Here is a 17597-nt window from a genome sequence, read left to right as displayed (position 1 = left end):
CGCGTGAGCACCGACCGGGCCGTGCAGAGCGGCCGTGGCCGCGCCGTGCTGTCGGTGCTGGGCGCCGCGACGCTCTTCGGCACCACGGGCACGAGCCAGGCGCTCGGGCCCTCGGGCACCACGCCGCTCGGCGTCGGCGCGGTCCGCATCGCGATCGGCGGCGCCGGCCTGTTCGCCGTCCTCCCGTGGATCGGCGGCAGCCGGCGGGACGCGCTCGCGCTCTGGCGCACGCGCTGGGGGATCCTCGCCGGCCTGACGACCGCGCTCTACCAGGTCTGCTTCTTCGGCGGGGTCCTGCGCGCCGGCGTCGCCGTCGGCACGCTCGTCACCATCGGGAGCGGGCCGGTCTTCACGGGGCTGCTGTCGTGGGTGTTCCTGCGCGAGCGGCCGCGCCTCTCGTGGGTGGTCGCCACCTCGGTATGCGTGGTCGGGCTCGTGCTGCTGATCGGCAGCGGGTCCTCGGCCGGCGAGGCCGACGCGCTCGGCTACCTGCTGGCCCTGACCTCCGGCCTCGGGTACGCCTTCTACACCGTGGCCTCCAAGCGGCTGATGAACGAGGGGCACCGCAGCGACGAGGTGATGGCCGCGGCGTTCGGCCTCGGCGGGCTTCTGCTCGTGCCCGTGCTCCTGACGCAGCCGCTCGCCTGGCTCGGGACGCCGAGCGGGATCGCGATGGCGCTCTGGCTGGGGCTGGTGACGACCACGCTGGCGTACGTCCTGTTCGGTCGCGGCCTGACGCACCTTCCGGCCGGCCCCGTCACCACGCTCGTGCTGGCCGAGCCGGTGGTCGCCACGCTGCTCGGCGTCCTCGTGCTGGGCGAGACGATCCCGCTGCTCGGATGGGTCGGCGTGGGGTGCGTCCTGGCCGGGCTGGCGCTGCAGGGCGCGGCGTCCCGTCTCGGTGAGGGACAATCACTCCCGTGACCGACACCTCCGAGCACCGCTCCGGCTTCGCCTGCTTCGTCGGTCGACCCAATGCGGGCAAGTCCACGCTCACCAACGCGATCGTGGGCGACAAGGTCGCCATCACCTCGAGCAAGCCGCAGACGACGCGGCACACGATCCGCGGCATCGTCCACCGCGACGACGCGCAGCTCGTGCTCGTCGACACGCCCGGGGTGCACAAGCCGCGCACGCTCCTCGGCGAGCGGCTCAACGCGCTCGTCCAGGAGACCTGGGCCGAGGTCGACGTGATCGGCTTCTGCGTGCCGGCCGACGAGCCGGTCGGCCCGGGCGACCGCTGGATCGCCACCCAGCTCGCCACCGCGAAGCGCACGCCGAAGGTCGCGATCGTCACCAAGACCGACCTCGTCGAGCACGAGACCGTCGGCAAGCGTCTGCTCGAGGTCGCCAAGCTGGCGGAGAGCCTCGGCTTCGAGTGGGCCGAGATCGTGCCGGTGTCCGCAGTCGCGGGAGACCAGGTGCAGCTGCTCGCCGACCTCCTCGTGGGCCTGCTGCCCGACGGCCCGCCGCTCTACCCCGAGGGCGAGCTCACCGACGAGCCCGAGCTCATCATGGTGGCCGAGCTCATCCGCGAGGCCGCGCTCGAGGGCGTGCACGACGAGCTGCCGCACTCGATCGCCGTCGTCGTCGACGAGATGGTGCCGCGGGAGGGTCGCTCGGCCGACAACCCGCTGCTGGACGTGCACGCGTCGCTCTACGTCGAGCGCGACAGCCAGAAGGGGATCATCATCGGGCACAAGGGTTCTCGGCTGCGCGACGTGGGCATGACCTCGCGCAAGCAGATCGAGGCCCTGCTCGGCACGAAGGTGCATCTCGACCTGCGCGTCAAGGTCGCGGCCGACTGGCAGCGCGACCCCAAGCAGCTGCGCAAGCTCGGTTTCTGACTAGTCGAGCAGGCCTCGCGTGCGCGCGACGAGCGCTGCCGTACGCCGGTCACCGACGCCGAACGCCCGGTAGATGGCCATCGTCTCGTGCCGGACGGTCGACTCGCTGAAGCCGATCCTGTCCGCGATGGCCCGGTTGGACAGGCCCGCCGACATGTAGCGCAGGACGGTGAGCCGGCGCGGGGTGAGCCCGTCGTCCTCGGGGGCCGGAAGCCCGTGCAGGTGCCGCTCCCCAGGCGCGAGCAGCGGCGACGGCCACATCACCTGGGCGTGCAGGGCGAGCAGGTCGCGCACCACGGCGAGATGGTCGGCGACGCCGTCGGCCACGGCGTCGAAGAAGACGACGAGCACCGCGGCGGGGACGTCGCGGGACAGGACCCGGACGGCGGCCAGGGGTGCCCCGCCCTCGGGCAGGGACGTGGACGGCGCCGTGGCGTCATCGGTCGCGACGACGATGAGCGGCTCCGCCTGACCCAGCGCGCGGGTGGCAGGGCAGTCCTCGTCGGCGCCGATCACGAGCACGTCCTCGCCGAGGTGGACCCGGCCGAAGCGGCTGACCACGGCGAGCGCACCGTCCTTCCGGACGCGTGCCAGGAGTGCGGCCGACGCCTGGAGGCGGGTCGGCAGGTCGAGCAGGACCGAGCGCAGGAGGCGGTCGTCGTCGGGACAGGACCCGATCGTGGCCGCGAGCCGGGTCACGAGGTCGCGGATCTCCTGGCGCGCGTCGGCGTCCGACGCGGCGTCGTCACGGGTCCATGCGCTCGCGGTGCTGGTCACGGGTGGCTCCGGGTCTGGGGACCGGCGGGTGCGCCGGGGCGCGCTCGTGCGCGTCGCTCCCAGGGTGACCGAGGTCCGGTGACCGGTCAGACGTGCGCACGGGGCCTTGAGCGGACCGTGAGCAGGTCTGGCGCGCGGGTCAGGTCTCGTTGACCCGATCGGGTGCTGCGGCCTCCGCAGGCGCGTCCGAGAGCGGGAGCCCGGCAGGGGTGACGACGTCGGGGTCGCCGGCGAAGGCGTCGCCGTGCCTGGCAGGCTTCTCGCCCTTCGTGCGCACCTGCAGCTCGGGGATGAGCTCGCGCCGCTTGCCGTACGTGTCCATCACCGCGAGGGCCGCCGCTGCCAGCGGGATGCCGATGATCGCGCCGATGGGACCGAACAGCGCCACTCCGAGGAACACCGACCCCAGTGCCAGAGCGGGATGGATGTCCATCGTCACGCGGCTCACGCGCGGGGTGAAGACGTAGTTCTCGAGCTGCTGGTAGAGCGTCGCGAAGGCGACGATCCAGACGACGTCGAGCGGCTGCTCGAACGCCGCGAAAGCGGCCGGCACGATGATGCCGATGTAGGTGCCGATGGTCGGGATGAACTGGCTCACGACGCCGGCGAACACACCCATCGGGAGCCAGTACGGCACCCCGATCACGAAGAACGCGATCGAGTGCGCGAGCGACGACAGCGTGGCCAGGATGACCTTGGAGACCACGAAGCCGCCGGTCTTGGTGACGGCGATGTCCCAGACGGCGACGAACACCCTCTGCGACTCCAGCGGCAACCACGATCCGACCGCGCGGCGCAGGCGCGGGCCGTCGGCGGAGAAGTAGAAGGCGAACACCAGCATGGTGAGCGCGTCGAACAGCGTGCCGAACAGCAGGCCGAAGACCCCGAGCACGCCTCCGGCGAGGTTGGTGGCCAGCAAGGTGATCTGGGACGGCGAGATCTGCAGCAGCTCGAGCACGTTGTTCGGGTCGAGCTTCAGGTCGAACGTGGTGTTGAGCCACTCGATGATGTCGGTGACGACCGCCGGCAGCTGCTGCACGAGGTCGGCGAGCTGGGTGAAGAACAGCCCGCCGAACAGTCCGAGGAACCCCAGCGTGACGAGCACGATGGTGAGCAGGACGAGTCCCGTGGCGGCACCTCGGCGCCAGCCGTGGTTCGACAGCCAGGCGACGCCGGGCTCCATCGCGATCGAGAGCAGCCAGGCGAGCAGCAGCACCAGCAGGAAGTGGCTCAGCTGGCCGAAGAGCCACACCGCGACCGTGAAGGCGAGGAACACGAGCAGCACCGATAGGACCGAGCGGCGCAGCGCCTTGTTGTCGAAGCGCACCGGGACCGCCTCGGGGTCGCCGCGCCGGGCGATCCTGGCGGTGAGGTCGTCGTCGGCCACCGTGCCTCCTCGCTCGTCCTGTCGGACGACGCTACCCCGGCACCGGCTGCTCCGGGGTCCGCCGCACCCGTGTCACACGAGGTGGCAGCGGGTGGCGCGGGAGAGAATGCCGCAGTGAGCCTCTACCGCGACGAAGGCGTCGTCCTGCGCGCCCAGAAGCTGGGGGAGGCCGACCGCATCGTCACGCTGCTCACGCGCGACCACGGCCGCATCCGCGCGGTCGCCAAGGGAGTCCGCAAGACCACCTCGCGCATCGGTGCCCGGCTCGAGCCGTTCAGCCACGTCGACGTCCAGTTCTACGAGGGCCGCAGCCTCGACGGCGTCACCCAGGTGGAGACCATCGGCTCGTACGGCGCCCAGCTCGTCCAGGACTACTCCCGCTACACCACCGGCCAGGTGATGCTCGAGACGGCCGAGCGGATGACCGCCGAGGAGCGCGAGCCGGCGGTGCAGCAGTACCTCCTGCTGGTCGGCGGGCTGCGCGCGCTCGTCTCGGGCGACCACGACGCCGGCCTCATCCTCGACGCCTACCTCGTGCGCTCGCTCGCCGTGGCCGGGTGGGCCCCCAGCTTCGACGCCTGCGCGAAGTGCGGCATCCCGGGCCCGCACCGGTCGTTCCACGTCGCGGCCGGGGGAGCGCTCTGCAGCGACGACCGCCAGCCCGGGTCGGCCTCGCCGGCCGAGGAGACGTTCGCGCTGCTCGGCGCCCTGCTGTCCGGGGACTGGTCGGTGGCGGACTCCAGCTCGCCCCGCGCCCGCACCGAGGCGTCCTCCCTCGTGGCCGCCTACCTCTCCTGGCAGCTCGAACGAGGCCTGCGCAGCCTCCCCCTCCTCGACCGCACCTGATCCGCGGGGTCGCCGACTCCGTCGGCTGGACTGTTCGAGCACGATTCGTGGTTACTTGACCGTAGGTTACTCATCGGTATACTTACGGCAGCGTAGGTTACGACGGAGGTCCCATGAACCCGCTCCGACGCCGCACCGCGGCACTGCCCGGCCACGAGATCGCGTACGTCGAGATCCCGGGCCGCGGCCTGCCGATCCTGCTCGTGCACGGGGTCGGCTCCTCGATCGACACCTGGGGCGACATCCCCCAGCGCCTCGCCGCCGCCGGTCGCGCGGTGGTCGCCGTCGATCTGCTCGGCCACGGCAGCTCCGACGTCGGCAACGGCGACTTCAGCCTCGGCGCGAACGCCAGCGCCATCCGCGACCTGCTCGACCACCTCGGCCACGAGCGCGTCCACCTCGTGGGGCACTCGCTCGGCGGGGGAGTGAGCCTGCAGCTCGCCTACCAGTTCCCGGCGCGCATCGAGACGCTCACCCTCATCTCCAGCGGCGGCCTCGGCACCGACGTGGGCATGAGCCTGCGTGCGGCCAGCCTGCCCGGCTCCGAGCTCGTCCTGCGCCTCGCGAGCAGCGAGCGCTCGGTGCGCACGGCGCGCTGGGCGGCGAGGAAGCTGGGCGCTCGCGGCATCGAGCCCGAGGCCCTGAGCCCCAAGGCCCTCGCCAAGCTCGAGGACATGCGCGACGCGCGACGGCTCGCCGCGTTCCTCTCGACCGTCCGCAGCGTCGTCGGCCCCGACGGCCAGCGGGTCTCGGCGCTCGCGAAGATGTCGGGCCTCGATCCGCACCGCGTGCTCATCATCTGGGGCGACCGCGACCCGATGCTGCCGATGCAGCACGGGCTCGACGCGCACGCCCTGCTGCCCGGCAGCCGCTTCGTCGTCGTCGAGGGGGCCAGCCACCACCCGCACACCCACGCGCCGCAGCTCGTAGTGGACGAGCTGCTCGTCCACACCCGCGAGCGCGTCGCCGCGTCGGCCTGATCCGGGTCGCGCACCTGCTTCGACCGCCGCGGGTGCCACGATGGCCCCGTGGCCGTACGACGTACCCGTGGACGCGACAGCGAGCGCGTGACCCCGCGCAGCACCCCCGTGTCGGCGCCGCGCCCGCACCCGAGCGGCGCGACCGCACCGGACATCCCGGCCGACCTCGTGCCGAAGCACGTCGCGATCGTGATGGACGGCAACGGGCGCTGGGCCAAGGACCGCGGGCTGCCGCGCACCGCCGGGCACGAGGCGGGGGAGGCGAGCCTGCTCGACGTCGTCCACGGCGCGGTCGAGCTGGGCGTCGGATGGATCTCGGCGTACGCCTTCTCCACCGAGAACTGGAAGCGGTCGCCGGACGAGGTGCGCTTCCTCATGGGCTTCAACCGCGACGTGATCCGGCGTCGGCGCGACGAGATGCACGACCTCGGCGTCCGTGTGCGCTGGGCCGGGCGGCGGCCGCGCCTCTGGAAGTCGGTCGTGGACGAGCTCGAGGAGGCCGAGCGGATGACCGCCGGCAACTCGACCCTCACCCTCACCATGTGCGTCAACTACGGCGGCCGGGCCGAGATCGCCGATGCGGCACAAGCGATCGCGCGCGAGGTGGCCGCCGGCCGCATCGACCCCGGCAAGGTCGACGAGCGCATGATCGGTCGCTACCTCGACGAGCCGGACATGCCCGACGTCGACCTCTTCGTGCGGTCGTCGGGGGAGCAGCGCACGAGCAACTTCCTGCTGTGGCAGTCGGCGTACGCCGAGATGGTGTTCGTGCCGACGCTGTGGCCCGACTTCGACCGCCGACACCTCTGGTGGGCCTGCGAGCAGTACGCCGGACGCGACCGCCGCTACGGCGGTGCGGTCCCCAACGAGGAGCTCTTCGCCGAGCGCTCGACCGAGGCTTGACAGGGCGCACGCTGGCTACCCGGGTAAGGAGGCACTGCCTAGCTGAGCGGCGATTCCGTCGCAGAGCGCACGCTGGCTACCCGGGTAAGGAGGCACTGCCTAGCTGAGCGGCGATTCCGTCGCAGAGCGCACGCTGGCTACCCGGGTAAGGAGGCACTGCCTAGCTGAGCGGCGATTCCGTCGCAGAGCGCACACTGGCTACCCAGCTGCGCGGTCCGACCCTGACCGCGCCGTCCAGGTCTCCGAGTAACTGCCCAAAGTGGGGTGTTGGACCCCTCCACAACCCCACTTTGGGCAGTAACTCGCGGACGTCTCAGGCGCGACAGGCGGCGCAGCGGCCGAAGATCTCGAGGGTGTGGCTGACCTCGTCGTAGCCGTGCTCGGCGGCCATGCGGTCGGCCCAGGTCTCGACGGCGGGGCCGTCGATCTCCACCGTCGCTCCGCACTGGCGGCACACGAGGTGGTGGTGGTGCGACCCGCCCTCGCACCGGCGGTAGACCGTCTCGCCCTCGTCGTTGAGCAACGAGTCGACCTCGCCGGCCTCCGCGAGGGCGGCGAGGGTGCGGTAGACGGTGGTGAGCCCGACGGCGTCGCCGCGCCCGGCGAGCTCGGCGTGGATCTGCTGCGCGCTGCGGAAGCCGTCGAGCTCGTCGAGCACGCCCGACACCGCCGTGCGCTGCCTCGTGGAGCGCACCCCGGGGACGCTGGTGGTCCGTCGCGTGGTCATGCGTGCGCTCCGATCGGCTCGGCGGCAGCGGCTGCGGCAGCCGCCACCCCACGGGAGCGACGGCGGCGTACGGGCACGGCGAGCGCGGCGCAGAGGCCGAACAGCAGCAGGGCCACCATGACGATCGCGGGCCCGGGCGGCACGTCGAGGGAGTAGCTCGAGAACAGGCCGAGGACCGCGGCCAGCTCACCGACCACCACGCCGATCATCGCCGTCGTGCGGAACGACCGCGTGAGCTGCTGGGCCGCAGCGACCGGCACGATCATGATCGCGCTCACGAGCAGGAGCCCGACGGTGCGCATGCCGATCACGACGGTGAGCGCCGCCAGCACGGTGAGGAGCATGCTCATCGCGGTGACGCGGATGCCCTGGGTGCGGGCGAGGTCGGGGTCGAGCGCCATCACGAAGATCTCGCGGCCGAACGTCGCGAGCACCACGATCACGAGCAGGGCCACGACGGCCAGCCACACGAGGTCGCTCGCGGACACGGTCGACAGCGACCCGAACAGGTACTGGTTGAGGGCGGCGGAGGACTTGCCGCCCGCCAGGTAGGTGAACAGGACACCGCCCGCGATGCCGCCGTAGAAGATGAGCGCGAGGGCGAGATCGCCTGCGGTGCGCGACTTCGCGCGGATCAGCTCGATGACGACCGCGCCGGCCGCGGCCGCGACGAGAGCGGTGGGCACGGGCGCCGTGCCGAAGAGGAACGCGATGCCGACGCCGGCGAGGGCCACATGCCCCATGCCGTCGCCGAGCAGGGCGAGCCGGCGCTGGACGAGGAAGACGCCGATGAGCGGAGCGACCAGACCCACGATGGCGGCGGCGACCAGCGCCCGCTGGAGGAAGTCGTACTCGAGAAGGGGCACGGATCAGCCCTCCAGGAGCGTGACGGGCGCGACGGGGACCTCGACGGGTGCGAGCTCCTCGCTGTGGTGCCACGCGTGGTGGTGGGCGAGCTCCTCGCGCCGCGGCGGGCCGTCGTACAGCACCGACCCGTGGCTGCTGCGACCGAGGACGAGCGCCCGGGTGACGAGATCGGCGAGCGCCCCGACCTCGTGGGTGACCACGACGACGGTGGAGCCCGAATCCTTGAGCGAGCCCAGCGTCTCCGCCAGTCGAGCCTGGCTCACGCTGTCGATGCCCGCAGTCGGCTCGTCGAGGACGAACGTGTCGGCGCCGCCGGCGAGCGCGCGGGCGATGAGGACCCGGCGCTGCTGCCCGCCGGACAGCGTGTCGAGCCGGTCGTCGCGGCGGTCCCAGAGATCGACCGAGCGCAGCGCCTGCTCCACGGAGTCTGCGCGCAGCGAGCGGCGGAAGCGGCCCTTCGGGCCCCACAGCGCGGACGCCACGACCTCGCGCACCGACGTCGGCACGGCGCCGGCGGACAGGAGGCGCTGGGGCACGTAGCCGATGCGGCCCCAGTCCGTGAACGACTCGAGCGGCGTGCCGAAGAGGCGGACCGAGCCGTGCGAGAGGGGCGTGAGCCCGAGCAGGGCGCGCACGAGCGTGGTCTTGCCGGCGCCGTTCTCTCCGAGGACGGCGACGAACTCGCCATGGGTGATCGTGAGGTCGACCTCGTCGACGACGCAGTCGCCGTCGAAGGTCACACATGCGCGCGCGGCGGAGAACACCGCCCCGGGGTCGGTGTGCGCGTGCGCATGGTCATGGGTCACGAGCAGGGCTGTCCGTCCTTCACCGTCTGGAGGTTCTTCTCCATCACGCTGATGTAGTCGTCGGTCGATCCTTCCGCGAGACCCTCGAGCGGGTCCAGCACCGCGGTCTTCGCGCCGGTCTCGTCGGCCACGGTCTGGGCGACCTTCGGGTCGACCAGCGTCTCGTAGTAGACCGTGCGCACCTCGTTGGCGCGCACGAAGTCGGCCACCTCGGCGATCTTGGCAGGGCTGGGCTCGGTGTCCGGAGCGAGGCCCGAGATGCCGACCTGCTCGAAGCCGTAGCGCTTGGCGAGGTAGCCGAACGCCTCGTGCGAGACGACGAGGTCGCGGCTGGTGCACGTCGCCGTGCCGGTGCGCCACTGCTCGTCGAGGGCGGTGAGCCGGTCCTCGAGGGCCGCGGCGTTGGCGGCGTACGTCGAGGCGCCGGCCGGGTCGAGCGACGAGAGCCGCTGGGCGACCGTCGCGACGATCGCCGCCATGTTCGTGGGGTCGAGCCACACGTGCGGGTCGTAGCTCGCCTCCTTCTCGCCCTCGTGGTCCTCGCCGGCGTGCTCCTCCGGCGCGAGCGTCTCGAGGCCCGCTGCGACGTCGACCGCCGCCTCCGGGCTCTGCGCGATCGCGTCGTCGAGGGCGGGCTGGAACTCGGCCACGTAGAGCACGAGGCCCGCGTCGGTGACGGCCGCGACCTGCTGCGGGGTCAGCTCGAGGTCGTGCGGCTCCGCGCCGGGCGAGGTGAGCGACGTGACCGAGACGCGGTCGCCCCCGACGACCTCGGCCGCCCACTGCAGGGGGTAGAAGCCGGCGACCACCGACACCGTCGGGTCGGCTGCGCCGTTCGAGGCAGCGCCCGACGAGCCGCAGGCGGCGAGCAGGGCGACGACGGGCAGGAGCGCGAGGGCACGGAGGGGGCGGCGCGTCATGCGTCCAGTCTCGCGCTAAATGAACATGATTGTCAAAACCATGTTCATCGGGTCAGATCAGCGAGACGAAGCGGGCGATCGCCGCTGCGACGACCAGCAGCACCACGACCAGGCGCATGAGCCGGCCGCGGGTCGAGAGCACGGGCCAGGCGAGGGCGAGCAGCCAGGCGAGGAACAGTGCGACGGGGACGAGGAACAGCGCCGACCACGGGCTCGGGATCGCGAGCCCGCCGACGAGCAGGAGCGCGAGGAGCGCGGGGACGACCCACTTGGGCAGGCGGCTGAGCAGCATGAGCGGCCCAGCGCTGGCGATCTCGAGCCTGCGGCGCGCCGGCGAGGAGGTGGACGAGGGCGCAGGCCTGCGGCTCGGGGTCTGCGTGCGCGGCGAGTGCTTCGGCTTGGCCGGTCGCTTCTCGGGGCGCCGGGCGGGGTGGCGCTTGCTCTGGGGCACGGCTCGTGGTCCTCGGGTCGGGGGAGGACCCCATCGTCGCATCCTCCGGGATCGGCCTACGGTGGGGGAGTGCTCGTCGTCACCCGCCACCGCCTCCCGCTCGCGGGGTTCGCGTCGACCACCGACGCCCTCGGCGCCGCCCGCGACCTGCTCGCGGTGCTCGCCGGCCTCCCGGGGTACGTCCGCGGGTGGATCGCCCGGGCCGTCGACGAGCCCGACCTCCTGGTGCTCGCGACCGAGTGGGAGGACGTCGGCTCCTACCGTCGCGCGCTGTCGGCGTACGAGGTGAAGCTGCGGTGGCCGTTCCTGCAGACGGCGGTGGACGAGGCCACGGCGTTCGAGGTGCTCGTCGCGCGGACGCCGGACTCGGTCGTCGAGCAGCCGTCAGCACGCGGGGCGGACGCCGACGTCGTGGGCCTCGGCGAAGCTGCCGCACCGCACGTGAGCCGCGGGGAGTTCGGCTGACCCCGCGGTGCCGAACCCCGCACGAGCACCACGGCACGTTCGCGTAGCCTGAAGCCCCGCACCGAACGCGTGCGGACACCCTCGCCGACATTCCAGCCGGATGGAGCCCACCCAGTCATGGCCCTCGATCGCGTAGACGCCGTCGTCAACCTCTCCAAGCGCCGAGGGTTCGTGTACCCCTCCAGCGAGATCTACGGCGGTACGCGCTCCGCCTGGGACTACGGCCCGCTGGGCGTCGAGCTCAAGGAGAACGTCCGCCGCCAGTGGTGGCGCGCGATGGTGCAGAGCCGCGAGGACGTCGTCGGCCTCGACTCGGCCGTGATCCTCGCGCCGCAGGTGTGGGCCGCGTCCGGCCATCTCGACACGTTCACCGACCCGCTCACCGAGTGCCTCTCGTGCCACAAGCGGTTCCGCGAGGACCAGCTCGTCGAGGCGTACGAGCACAAGCACGGCAAGGCGCCCGAGGGCGGCCTCGCCGGCATCAACTGCCCGAACTGCGGCAACAAGGGCCAGTTCACCGAGCCCCGCAACTTCAGCGGCATGCTGTCGACCTCGCTCGGCCCGGTGCAGGACGAGTCGTCGATCCACTACCTGCGCCCCGAGACCGCGCAGGGCATCTTCGTCAACTACGCCAACGTCGCCGGCACCGCGCGCAAGAAGCCGCCGTTCGGCATCGGCCAGGTCGGCAAGTCGTTCCGCAACGAGATCACGCCCGGCAACTTCATCTTCCGCACCCGCGAGTTCGAGCAGATGGAGATGGAGTTCTTCGTCAAGCCCGGCACCGACGAGGAGTGGCACCAGTACTGGATCGACACGCGCTGGGCGTGGTACCTCGACCTCGGGCTCTCGGCGGACAACCTCCGCCTCTTCGAGCACCCGAAGGACAAGCTGTCGCACTACTCCAAGCGCACGGTCGACATCGAGTACAAGTTCAACTTCGGCGGCTCCGACTTCGCCGAGCTCGAGGGCATCGCCAACCGCACCGACTTCGACCTCAAGGCGCACTCCGCGGCGTCCGGCGTCGACCTGTCGTACTTCGACCAGGAGACCGACGAGCGCTGGTTCCCGTTCGTCATCGAGCCGGCAGCCGGCCTCACCCGCGCGATGCTGGCGTTCATGCTCGAGGCGTACGACGAGGACGAGGCTCCCAACGCCAAGGGCGGCGTCGACAAGCGCACCGTGATGCGCTTCGACAAGCGCCTCGCGCCCGTCAAGGTCGCGGTGCTCCCGCTCTCGCGCAACGCCGACCTCACGCCCAAGGCGAAGGACCTCGCGGCCGAGCTGCGGACGTCGTGGAACGTCGAGTTCGACGACGCCGGCGCCATCGGCCGCCGCTACCGCCGCCAGGACGAGATCGGCACGCCGTACTGCGTGACGGTCGACTTCGACACCCTCGAGGACCAGGCCGTGACGGTGCGCGACCGCGACACCATGACGCAGGAGCGCATCGGCCTCGACGCGATCGGCGGCTGGCTCGCCGCCCGCCTCCCCGGCTGCTGAGGACCCACCACACCGAACTCTTCAGGATGAAGGTGCCCCCGGGTGCCTACCAGGCGCCCGGGGTCTCCCAACGGAAAGCCCCGCGCCGCCCTCGGCGGTGCCGGGCAGGATGTGCGCATGCAGCCGCACCCGGCGACCGTGACGCTGCGCGAGGTGCGTGACGGCGATGTCGACGAGCTCTTCTGGCACCAGGCCGATGCCGAGGCTGCGGCGATGGCCGACTTCCCGTCGCGCGACCGCACGGCCTTCCTCGAGCACCTGGGTCGGATCCGCGCCGATCCCGAGGTGCACTACCGCGTGATCGAGGCTGACGGCGTCGTCGTCGGCAACATCGGCAGCTTCTACGCCCACGGCGGGCGCGAGGTGGGCTACTGGATCGACCGTGCCCACTGGGGTCGCGGCATCGCCTCCCGAGCGCTCGAGCTGCTGGTGGCCGAGGACCCGATCCGCCCGCTGCAGGCGGGGGTCGTGCCTCACAACGTCGCATCCCAGCGGGTGCTGGCGAAGGCCGGCTTCGTGCCTGACGGGATCGCGGACGACGGCTACTTGCTGTTCCGCCTCGACGCCTAGCGCGGTCGCAGCAGCACCTCGCGGTCGACGAGCACGAAGCCCATGCGGTCGTAGAGCGCAGCGCCCTCGGGCGTCGCGAACATCCACACCACATCCGTGCCGGGCCTCGTGGCACCCACCTGCGCCGCAGCAGTCGTGAGCGCGTTGCCGATCCCGCGTCCGCGCAGCCGCTCGACGACCCCGATCCCCGAGAGGTACGCCGTGCCCTCGCCCCACCACACGAACGCGCACCCGACCGGCTCGCCGTCGACGTGCGCCACGACGAACGCGCGATCGGGATGCGCCAGGTCGTCGGCTGTGACGAGCAGGTCTGCCAGCGGGTGGTCGTCCATCCATCCGCCGTACGCGGCCCGGACGTCGCCCAGCGAGGGTGCGTGCTCGAGCGTGACGCCGTCGGGCACGACCAGCGGGAAGGCTGCGGCGACCGTAGCGTCGGTGGCGAACACGCCGCTGCCGTCGCCGACCTCGAGGCCCGGCCAGTCGTCGGCGCGTGCGGCCGGTCCGCTGACGAACCAGCCGTGGCCGGCGTCCCGGTGCCGGCACCAGGCGATGGCGGCTGCGGCATCCGCCGGATCGGGCGTCGAGTCGCCGGCGCAGATCCGGATGCCCCACGCATGCGGCACGACCATGTCGGCACCGCAGACCGTCGGCGAGCGGAACACGACGTCGGCGTCCCTGCCGGCGCCGGACAGCGTGAGGATCGGCGGGTACGCCGTCCAGGCGCGGGCACGCCACTCGGCCTGCTGCGACGTCAGGGCGGTCATGGCCGAGGGTCCACGAGCGGCGGCCGCAGCGTGATCTCGGCCGACGGAGTCGTCAGCACCACGGCGAGCACGCCGGGGCGGCCAGGCGTGACGACGACGCCGTCGACCTCGCCGTCGAGCCATCCGCGGAGGGCATCGTCGTCGCCCCCGACGGTGAGCCCGCGCAGCAGCACGGTGCCGGCGTCATGGGTGACGGCCGACCCGCCGGGCATCGGCACGCCGTCGCCCCACGCGATGAAGAACGGCAGCGACCGGTCCGAGCCCTCGTCGGGGACGCCCGCGAGCTGCCACGACAGCGTGACGCCGTCGGGCCGCACCCTGCTGCCAGCCACCAGGTCGAGCCCGAGCCGCTCTGCGGTGGCGGCGATGTCCTGCGAGCGCACGGCCCAGCCCCAGGCGGCGTCGCCGCGCGCCTGGGCCGCGACCCACGAGCCGAACGCGCTGGTGGCCGCGACGTCGGCATCGACGACGGCGACGAGCTCGAGGTACGCCGACCCGAGCGGCACGATGCGGTTCGCCGTGCCCCAGTGCGGGTGCGTGCCGCCGGGGAGCGCCGTGATCCCCTGCTCCGCGAGCCGGGCCGCGGCGTCGTCGAGGTCGGCGACGCCCAGCACCACGTGATCGACCTCGGGGGCGCGCGTCATGGACCCAGGATCGCAGCCGCGGAGCTAGTCCTGGCGGACGCGGGCGAGCCAGTCGGTGACCATGCGGAACGCGGTCTCGCGCGGGCCGTCGGCGGCGAGGGCGAGGTCGTGGATGCCGTCGGGCACGGCGTCGACCTCGACGTTCGGCCCGAGCATGGGGGCGAGGCGCGCGATGTCGTCGACGTCGAGCACGATGTCGGCACGGAGCAGGTCGTCCGACCACTTCTTCGGGCGCAGGCTGCGCTCTGCGTGCAGCACGAGCACGGGCGCCTGGATGGAGAGCCCGTCCTCGACCTCGCGCTGGGCGAGATGGATCGCGCGGATCCAGCCCGCCTTGGCGGGGAATCCCGCGAGCGGCTTCCAGGTGAGATCGAAGGCCCAGGATCCGTTGCGCGACTCGTGGATGCTGTCGCCGTACAGGGCGGACAGGCCGGGGATGTCGAGGTTCGGGAGCACCCCGCCGACTGCGGACAGGAAGGGCTCGACGAGCGCCTCCTGCCAGGCGGGGAGGTTCATGTCGAGGAACGGGCTGTTGAGGTAGACCGCCGCGATCGAGCGCCTCTGCTCGCCCCGGTGCGCCTGGATCGCGCCCGCGAGACCGCCGGTGGAGTGGCCGTTGAGCAGGAGCCAGGTGACGCCCTCCTCGCGGACGAGCAGCTGCACCGCGGCGTCGATGTCCTCGACGTACTCGTCGATGCTCCGGCAGGTGTTGGGGCGCTGGTGCTCGCGGAGGGCGCGGCCGTGCCGGCGCAGGTCGACGGCGTAGAAGCGCAGCCCCTGCTTCTCGAAGTAGTCGGCGAGGTGGCTCTGGAAGAAGTAGTCGCCGAAGCCGTGCACGTAGAGGACGGCGCCCCCGCTCGTGAGCCCGGTGACGCGCCGTACGACGACTGCCTCGACCGGGCCGTCCCACGAGTCGGGCAGCACGAGGGTGGTCTGCTCGAAGCCGTCGAGCACATCGCGCGTCCAGGCCCGGCTCGCCGTCTCCGTCACACCGCACACCGTACGCAGCCATCGCCAACACCGCTCCCGGACGCCGCGTTCCGCACGGATTTCTGGGGGGCGCGGTGCGTCGGTGATGATGGGGGTGTGACGCATCCGGGGTACGAGCTGCTGGCGCGCGGTGGCGTGCCCGTCGTGCTCGCGCCGATGGCGGGCATCACCAACCGCGCGTTCCGCCGCCTCGCCCGCGAGCAGGCCCGGGCGGCGACCGACGGCGCCGCGACCGGCATCTACGTCACCGAGATGATCACGAGCCGTGCGCTCGTCGAGCGCAACGACGAGACCATGAAGATGATCGCGACCGACGCCGACGAGCAGCCGCGCAGCGTGCAGCTGTACGGCGTCGACCCGGCCACGGTCGCGGCGGCCGTCCGGATGCTCGTGGCCGAGGACCGCGCCGACCACGTCGACCTCAACTTCGGGTGCCCTGTGCCCAAGGTCACCCGCAAGGGTGGCGGCAGCGCGCTGCCCTGGAAGCGCGGGCTCTTCCGCGCGATCGTGCGCGAGGCCGTCGCAGCGTCCGACGACGCCGCCCGCGCCGTCGGCCGCGAGCCCGTCCCCGTCACGGTCAAGATGAGGAAGGGCGTCGACGACGACCACCTCACCTACCTCGAGGCCGGCCGCGCCGCCGCCGAGGAGGGCGCCGCCTGGGTGGCGCTGCACGGCCGCACCGCGAGCCAGCTGTACGGCGGCACCGCGGACTGGTCGGCGATCGCGCGCCTCGTCGAGGAGCTCGAGCCCTTCGGCATCCCCGTGCTCGGCAACGGCGACATCTGGACGTACGCCGACGCGCAGCGGATGGTCGAGCAGACCGGCGCCGCCGGCATCGTCGTCGGACGCGGGTGCCTCGGCCGACCGTGGCTGTTCGGGCAGCTCGCGGCGAGCTTCACCGGCCGCGACGTGCCGGCCGACCCGGGCCTGCGCGAGGTCTCGGCGGTGATGCGCCACCACGCGCAGCTGCTCAGCGAGGTGCTCGGGGAGGACAAGGGCCCGCGCGACTTCCGCAAGCACATCGCCTGGTACCTCAAGGGTTTCGTCGTACGCCGCGAGCTCCGCCAGGGGCTCGCGCTCGCGGACACGCTCGAGGAGATCGACGGCTACATCGCGCAGATGGACCTCGACCAGCCGTGGCCGGGCGAGGTCAGCGAAGGGCCCCGCGGACGCACGCAGCCCGGTAAGCGGGTCGCGCTGCCGGACGGCTGGCTCGACGACCCCGACGACCTCGACGGGTTCCTCGCCGACATCAGCGCGGCCGAGCTGTCGGTCTCGGGCGGCTAGTCCGCGTCTGTCGCGTCCGTCGCGTTGGTCGAGTCCGGCTGCGGGGCGACGTCGGACGGCGCGGGCACGGCGCACACGCCGTCCACGCAGGCCACGTCGTCCGCGCCCGGCAGCACGGTGAACGGCGTCGGGCCGGTCACTCCGCCGCCGCCTGAGCAAGGGCCTCGGCGAACATCTCGGGGCTCTGCGCGCCGCTCACGCCGTACCGGCCGTCGATCACGTAGAACGGCACGCCGTTGATGCCGTAGGCGAGACCCTGGGCGATGTCGGCGGCCACGGCGTCGGCGTAGGTCCCGGCCTCGAGAGCGGTGGTGACCTCGACGGGATCGAGGCCGACGTCGGCGGCGAGCGAGGCGAGCTCCTCGATCCGTCCCACGTGGCGGCCCTCCACGAAGTAGGCGGCCAGCAGCCGCTCCTTCATCTCCTCCTGCTTGCCGTGCGCCTTGGCGAGGTGCAGCAGCTCGTGCGCCTTGAGCGTCTTGGTGTGGTGCAGCGCCTCGAAGTCGTAGTCGATGCCTTCGCCCGCCGCGACCTGCTTCACGTATGCGATCAGCTGACGGACCTGCTCGACCGGCATCCGCTTGTGCTTGGCCAGGAAGTCGATCTCGTCGCCCTCGAAGTCGACGGGGGTGTCGGGGGAGAGCTCGAACGAGTGGTACTCAACCTCGACGACGCGGTCGCCACCGGCCTCGGTGTAGCGGCGCACGCCCTCGGCGAAGCGACGCTTGCCGATGTAGCACCAGGGGCAGGCGACGTCGGACCACACGTCGACCTTGAGCACGTCCGTCATGTCCAGCCTCTCGTCGTGCCGCACGCGCGGGCACCTTTCTGGCCAACACCATGTCGGGCCGCGCCATTCCGCGGCC

Annotated in this window: 21 protein-coding genes; 9 read left to right on the top strand and 12 right to left on the bottom strand. The window is 72.3% G+C overall.

Annotated features, from left to right (window positions below):
* Nucleotides 1–3 precede the first annotated feature (3 nt).
* The gene (locus ACFQGU_RS14255) at nt 4–924 is read left to right on the top strand and encodes a DMT family transporter (protein WP_386767770.1); all 921 of its coding nucleotides are present in this window, start codon (nt 4–6) and stop codon (nt 922–924) included.
* The gene (gene era, locus ACFQGU_RS14250; RefSeq protein WP_386767768.1) at nt 921–1847 is read left to right on the top strand and encodes a GTPase Era; all 927 of its coding nucleotides are present in this window, start codon (nt 921–923) and stop codon (nt 1845–1847) included. The genes ACFQGU_RS14255 and era overlap by 4 nt, the downstream gene beginning before the upstream one ends.
* On the opposite strand, the gene ACFQGU_RS14245 is transcribed toward era, so the two are convergent.
* The gene (locus ACFQGU_RS14245) at nt 1848–2624 is read right to left on the bottom strand and encodes a helix-turn-helix transcriptional regulator (RefSeq protein WP_386767766.1); all 777 of its coding nucleotides are present in this window, start codon (nt 2622–2624) and stop codon (nt 1848–1850) included.
* A 139-nt stretch (nt 2625–2763) separates the two neighbouring features.
* Nucleotides 2764–4011: an AI-2E family transporter gene (locus tag ACFQGU_RS14240; RefSeq protein ID WP_386767764.1), complete on the bottom strand. Its 1248-nt coding sequence runs from the start codon at nt 4009–4011 to the stop codon at nt 2764–2766.
* Between the two features lie 114 nt (nt 4012–4125).
* Between ACFQGU_RS14240 and recO the strand changes: the two genes are divergently transcribed.
* The 3 genes from recO to ACFQGU_RS14225 all read left to right on the top strand — a co-directional run bounded on the left by recO (nt 4126) and on the right by ACFQGU_RS14225 (nt 6740).
* The gene (recO, locus tag ACFQGU_RS14235) at nt 4126–4857 is read left to right on the top strand and encodes a DNA repair protein RecO (RefSeq protein ID WP_386767762.1); all 732 of its coding nucleotides are present in this window, start codon (nt 4126–4128) and stop codon (nt 4855–4857) included.
* Between the two features lie 113 nt (nt 4858–4970).
* Entirely contained in the window at nt 4971–5837 is an 867-nt protein-coding gene (locus tag ACFQGU_RS14230) for an alpha/beta fold hydrolase (RefSeq protein WP_386767760.1), read from the top strand.
* Nucleotides 5838–5924: 87 nt separating this feature from the next.
* Nucleotides 5925–6740: an isoprenyl transferase gene (locus ACFQGU_RS14225; protein ID WP_386768301.1), complete on the top strand. Its 816-nt coding sequence runs from the start codon at nt 5925–5927 to the stop codon at nt 6738–6740.
* 313 nt (nt 6741–7053) lie between these two features.
* On the opposite strand, the gene ACFQGU_RS14220 is transcribed toward ACFQGU_RS14225, so the two are convergent.
* From ACFQGU_RS14220 to ACFQGU_RS14200, 5 genes are read right to left on the bottom strand one after another with little or no spacing between them, the layout of a single operon-like run.
* Nucleotides 7054–7467, bottom strand: coding sequence for a Fur family transcriptional regulator (locus ACFQGU_RS14220; protein WP_386767758.1), 414 nt, complete (start codon nt 7465–7467; stop codon nt 7054–7056).
* Nucleotides 7464–8333 carry a metal ABC transporter permease gene (locus tag ACFQGU_RS14215; protein WP_386767756.1) on the bottom strand — a complete coding sequence of 290 codons (870 nt, stop codon included), beginning with the start codon at nt 8331–8333 and terminating at the stop codon, nt 7464–7466. The genes ACFQGU_RS14220 and ACFQGU_RS14215 overlap by 4 nt, the downstream gene beginning before the upstream one ends.
* 3 nt (nt 8334–8336) lie before the next feature.
* On the bottom strand, nt 8337–9140 hold the full coding sequence (locus ACFQGU_RS14210; protein WP_386767754.1) for a metal ABC transporter ATP-binding protein: 804 nt from the start codon (nt 9138–9140) through the stop codon (nt 8337–8339).
* On the bottom strand, nt 9137–10060 hold the full coding sequence (locus ACFQGU_RS14205) for a metal ABC transporter substrate-binding protein (protein ID WP_386767752.1): 924 nt from the start codon (nt 10058–10060) through the stop codon (nt 9137–9139). Before ACFQGU_RS14205 ends, ACFQGU_RS14210 begins: the two co-directional genes overlap by 4 nt.
* Before the next feature lie 52 nt (nt 10061–10112).
* A complete protein-coding gene (locus tag ACFQGU_RS14200; RefSeq protein ID WP_386767750.1) occupies nt 10113–10511 on the bottom strand; it encodes a DUF6703 family protein in 399 nt (132 codons plus the stop codon).
* Nucleotides 10512–10580: 69 nt separating this feature from the next.
* Here ACFQGU_RS14200 and ACFQGU_RS14195 point away from each other — a divergent pair, with 69 nt between their 5' ends.
* From ACFQGU_RS14195 to ACFQGU_RS14185, 3 genes are all read left to right on the top strand, one after another.
* On the top strand, nt 10581–10976 hold the full coding sequence (locus tag ACFQGU_RS14195; protein WP_386767748.1) for an antibiotic biosynthesis monooxygenase family protein: 396 nt from the start codon (nt 10581–10583) through the stop codon (nt 10974–10976).
* A gap of 117 nt (nt 10977–11093) precedes the next feature.
* Nucleotides 11094–12476 carry a glycine--tRNA ligase gene (locus ACFQGU_RS14190; RefSeq protein WP_386767746.1) on the top strand — a complete coding sequence of 461 codons (1383 nt, stop codon included), beginning with the start codon at nt 11094–11096 and terminating at the stop codon, nt 12474–12476.
* Nucleotides 12477–12593: 117 nt separating this feature from the next.
* Complete coding sequence (locus tag ACFQGU_RS14185) at nt 12594–13046, top strand: GNAT family N-acetyltransferase (RefSeq protein WP_386767744.1); 453 nt, start codon at nt 12594–12596, stop codon at nt 13044–13046.
* Here ACFQGU_RS14185 and ACFQGU_RS14180 read toward each other — a convergent pair.
* From ACFQGU_RS14180 to ACFQGU_RS14170, 3 genes are read right to left on the bottom strand one after another with little or no spacing between them, the layout of a single operon-like run.
* On the bottom strand, nt 13043–13810 hold the full coding sequence (locus ACFQGU_RS14180) for a GNAT family N-acetyltransferase (protein ID WP_386767742.1): 768 nt from the start codon (nt 13808–13810) through the stop codon (nt 13043–13045). The two genes, ACFQGU_RS14185 and ACFQGU_RS14180, sit on opposite strands and share 4 nt — an antisense overlap.
* Entirely contained in the window at nt 13807–14454 is a 648-nt protein-coding gene (locus tag ACFQGU_RS14175) for a VOC family protein (protein ID WP_386767740.1), read from the bottom strand. The genes ACFQGU_RS14180 and ACFQGU_RS14175 overlap by 4 nt, the downstream gene beginning before the upstream one ends.
* A 24-nt stretch (nt 14455–14478) precedes the next feature.
* Nucleotides 14479–15444 (bottom strand): alpha/beta hydrolase, encoded by a 966-nt coding sequence (locus ACFQGU_RS14170; RefSeq protein ID WP_386767738.1) that lies wholly within the window; start codon nt 15442–15444, stop codon nt 14479–14481.
* Nucleotides 15445–15540: 96 nt separating this feature from the next.
* Here ACFQGU_RS14170 and dusB point away from each other — a divergent pair, with 96 nt between their 5' ends.
* Nucleotides 15541–16731, top strand: a complete 1191-nt coding sequence (dusB, locus tag ACFQGU_RS14165) for a tRNA dihydrouridine synthase DusB (RefSeq protein ID WP_386767736.1) — start codon at nt 15541–15543, stop codon at nt 16729–16731.
* Here the strand turns inward: dusB and ACFQGU_RS14160 are convergent.
* The gene (locus ACFQGU_RS14160) at nt 16728–16871 is read right to left on the bottom strand and encodes a hypothetical protein (protein WP_386767734.1); all 144 of its coding nucleotides are present in this window, start codon (nt 16869–16871) and stop codon (nt 16728–16730) included. The genes dusB and ACFQGU_RS14160 overlap by 4 nt on opposite strands.
* A complete protein-coding gene (locus tag ACFQGU_RS14155; RefSeq protein WP_386767732.1) occupies nt 16868–17521 on the bottom strand; it encodes a DsbA family oxidoreductase in 654 nt (217 codons plus the stop codon). Before ACFQGU_RS14155 ends, ACFQGU_RS14160 begins: the two co-directional genes overlap by 4 nt.
* Nucleotides 17522–17597: the final 76 nt, after the last annotated feature.

The sequence above is a fragment of the Longivirga aurantiaca genome, from assembly GCF_042660085.1.
Lineage (GTDB): Bacteria > Actinomycetota > Actinomycetes > S36-B12 > CAIYMF01 > Longivirga > Longivirga aurantiaca.
Note: the sequence above shows the minus strand (reverse complement) of the source record. Positions and strands in the feature narration are given on the sequence as shown.